Here is a 3259-nt window from a genome sequence, read left to right as displayed (position 1 = left end):
CCACGGCACTGGCATTCAGCCGCGCAGCCGCTGCATCGGCAGCAGCCTGCGCCTTGCTGACATTCGCATTAGTGGCGTTGAGCTGCTTACCCGTCACCGCCTCGGTGCTGGTCGTGCTCAGCGCTCCATCCTTCAGGCCCGTGATGCTGCGCACCGCATTGGACTTGTTGCGGGCATCCAGCACAGTGCCAGTGTTCTCACCACCCAAACGCACATTGCCAGTGGCCGATACCTGACTGACCAGGCCACTGACCGTATTGGCCTTGGCTAATGCAGTGTTGGCATTGGTGTTGGCCGTAGTGGCCGTTGACTGTGCTGCTGCAGCCGTCGTCTTCGCTGCATCGGCTGCAGTTTTGGCACTGGTCACATTCGTGTTGGTTGCATTGAGCTGCTTGCCCGTCACAGCTTCCGTGCTGGATGTGGAAAGCGCCCCATCCTTCAGGCCGGTGATGCTTCGAACAGCATTGGACTTGTTGCGCACATCCAGCACGGTGCCGGTGTTCTCACCACCCAGCCTTACGTTGCCAGCGGCCGATACTTGGCTCACCAGGCCACTGACCGCATTGGCCTTCGCCAGCGCCGAGTTGGCATTGCTGTTGGCCGTGTTGGCGGTGGACTGCGCTGCCGTAGCTGTCGTCTTCGCTCCATCGGCCGCCGTCTGGGCCTTGGTGACGTTGGAGTTGGTGGCATACAGCTGCTTACCAGTGACCGCATCACTGCTGGTCGAGTTCAGCCGCGCATCGGCCACATTGACCACCCGCCTTTTCACGCTGGCACTACCGACCGAAACGGTGTTGGCCTCTGTGGCAAGCGATCCACGACCAAGTGCCACAGTGCCATTTGCCGATGTCTTTGCACCATAACCAACAGCCACACCGTCGTACTCTGCGCGCGATTCCCCACCCAATGCGATCGCCCCCGTCCAGCCACTACTGCCCGCGTACGCATCACCACCAATGGCAATCCTGGAAATGCCGGCGCCATCATTGGTCCTGGAGCCACTGCCTACAGCAATCGAATTGTCTGCGTACGCCTTAGCATTGTTACCGAAGGCCGTCGCACCGACTCCGTCGGTATAAGATTCAGCGCCAACTGCGGTGCTATACCCCTGTCGCACTCTGACGCCATAGCCAACGGCTACGTTGTTGGTTCCACTCGCGGTCAACAGGCTTCCGTAACCAACCGACTTACTGCCCGTCAGACTGGAGCGTGAGCCGAGAATCATCTGCAGGTCACCTGAGACTGTCGAGTCCCGGTAAAAATTATCCGTAGTCAGCGCGACCTGTGTGTGCAGCGAGTTTATCGAACCTGCAGTAGCAGCTGCCTGAAGCGGAAGATTACCGAACATGCTCCGCAACGCAGGGTCCGCAACAGATGGAGTCGCCGGATAGTCTTCGACCAGGCTTTGTTCATCGAAATCACCCGGCTCGACCTCCGGCTCAGCGGCCTGCGCGACCGTCGCAAGCATGACCAGTCCAACCGTACCAGCCGCAAGAACGGTACTGGTGCGCTTTCCGCGAGGAGATGCAAGCTCGCTGGCGACAATCCAGCACTGCCGAGCCGTTGACCAGAGACGACGATAGATTTTGTTCATGGCATTTCCTTAACAATGGAATCGAATGTGAGCGTCGCTGCGGAACAGTTCCGCAGCGACGGGATGTCAGAGGTCGTGTGTCTGTATGTGCTCGCGATAGCCATCGCGGGTCAGGCGGTAACGCATCTGCAGCGTGTGTCCCGGCTGCACGGTGAAAGGCAGCTCCAACGCACTACCCGGATACAGGCTTCGCGACACGTCGTGTGCCGTGCAGCGCGCGCCATCGCAGTCGGCAATGCTGGTGATGCCCACGCGCACCGTGCCGGTGTTACGCAGACGATTGCCTTCCACCTGTACCGCCATCGCGGGCTGCGCAGGCAGCACATTGACCAACGCGCCCCAGACCAGGCTGACGCCGATGTTGGCCTGTGCACGCTCGCCCTCGCCTGCGCGTTCAGCCCCTTCAGGGCCACGCACGCCTTCGAAGTACACGCGGTAGGCGGTTTCCTTCTCGACCGGCTGCAGCGGAATCACACGGATCAGACGATTGCCACCACCGGCAAGCGCGAACTTGCCGGGGGTGATGGCAATGGCCGCTTCGCCGGGCTCGACCTCGACCTCCTGTTCGTCTGCACCGGCGGGATTGACGATGCGCTTGATGGAGACCTGCACGTACTGCGGCAGGGTGGACTGCGAATAGATTCGGATCTGTGCACCCTTCTTCACGTCCACCGAAGTGCGCATGGGGTGCACGGTGAGGTTGGCGTGGGCAGGCATCGCCATCAGCAGCGACAAGGGAAGCAGGCAGCGAATGAGAGGCTTCATCGGGGGCTCCATGGGAATCAGGGCGTGACAGTGGGAACGCGCAGTTCCACCTTGAGATCGCCGTCGTAGTAGCCGGGGCGTTTGCTGCTGACCGGCACGCGGGGGGTATCCAGCGTCAATGGCGTGGGCACGCAGAACACCGGCTGGGTCATGCCGGGCAGCAGCACCAGGCGCAGCTTTGCGGTGTCGATGCTGTGCAGCAGCTGCTCCACACCGTTGCGCATGGGCAGAGCGCTGCCGTTGTGATCGAGGGTGACGGTGTAGTCCACGCGCTGCGTGGCGTCGCTGCCGCCGTCGGTATGCCAGACCGAGTAGCCTGAAGGCCCCGGAAGACGCGGCCCGCTATCGCGCACGGTGACGCCCAGGTACTGGCTCTGCGAACCCAGTCCGTCGTACAGGCACATGTCGAGTTGGGCCCGACCGCCGACGGTCTGTGCGATCGGGTCATACTGCAGATTCAGGCCGACGTGTGGCGTGACCTGGTCGAATAGCGGGAAGTAGATGGAGACCGCGTTGTAGTCGGTGATGGTGAATGCAAGATTGAAAGTGTTCACAGCAAGAACGGAGCCTGCTGGATCAGTCCTCAAGTTCAAGATCAGCTTCCCGTGCCAACGACCAGCGACAAGCTGATTAAGTTCGCTCTCCGGAAGAAGCAGTTCAACAGAGGTCCCTATTGCTTTCTCGCCGCCACACTCCTCTTGGCGCGAGGTCCAGATCGGTCGCTTCCAGCCAAGCCAGAACTCTGGACCACATGCACGTTCGCCAATCGCTCGACTTAGAGCCGCCATGACGCGAAGGTCTGCAGTCAGACCGCTGCGCTCCTCCACCATCCGCGTCAGAATGGGCGCCGGCCCGCTTTCGAGGCTCTCTAGTCCACTAGTCGGGCACAAGCCTGTACTC

The 3259-nt window shown here is 61.1% G+C and carries 3 protein-coding genes; all 3 read right to left on the bottom strand.

Going from position 1 to position 3259, the window contains the following annotated elements:
• A partial coding sequence (locus AB4Y84_RS17135) for an ESPR-type extended signal peptide-containing protein (protein ID WP_442250512.1) occupies window positions 1–1594 on the bottom strand: 1594 nt, incomplete at its 3' end.
• Between the two features lie 66 nt (window positions 1595–1660).
• Window positions 1661–2359: a pilus assembly protein gene (locus AB4Y84_RS17130; RefSeq protein WP_430766921.1), complete on the bottom strand. Its 699-nt coding sequence runs from the start codon at window positions 2357–2359 to the stop codon at window positions 1661–1663.
• A 17-nt stretch (window positions 2360–2376) separates the two neighbouring features.
• Window positions 2377–3249, bottom strand: coding sequence for a CfaE/CblD family pilus tip adhesin (locus tag AB4Y84_RS17125; RefSeq protein ID WP_442250513.1), 873 nt, complete (start codon window positions 3247–3249; stop codon window positions 2377–2379).
• Window positions 3250–3259: the final 10 nt, after the last annotated feature.

The sequence above is a fragment of the Stenotrophomonas sp. 2YAF22 genome (genome assembly GCF_052114665.1).
GTDB lineage: Bacteria > Pseudomonadota > Gammaproteobacteria > Xanthomonadales > Xanthomonadaceae > Stenotrophomonas > Stenotrophomonas indicatrix.
This window is presented reverse-complemented; position numbering and strand designations above follow the sequence as displayed.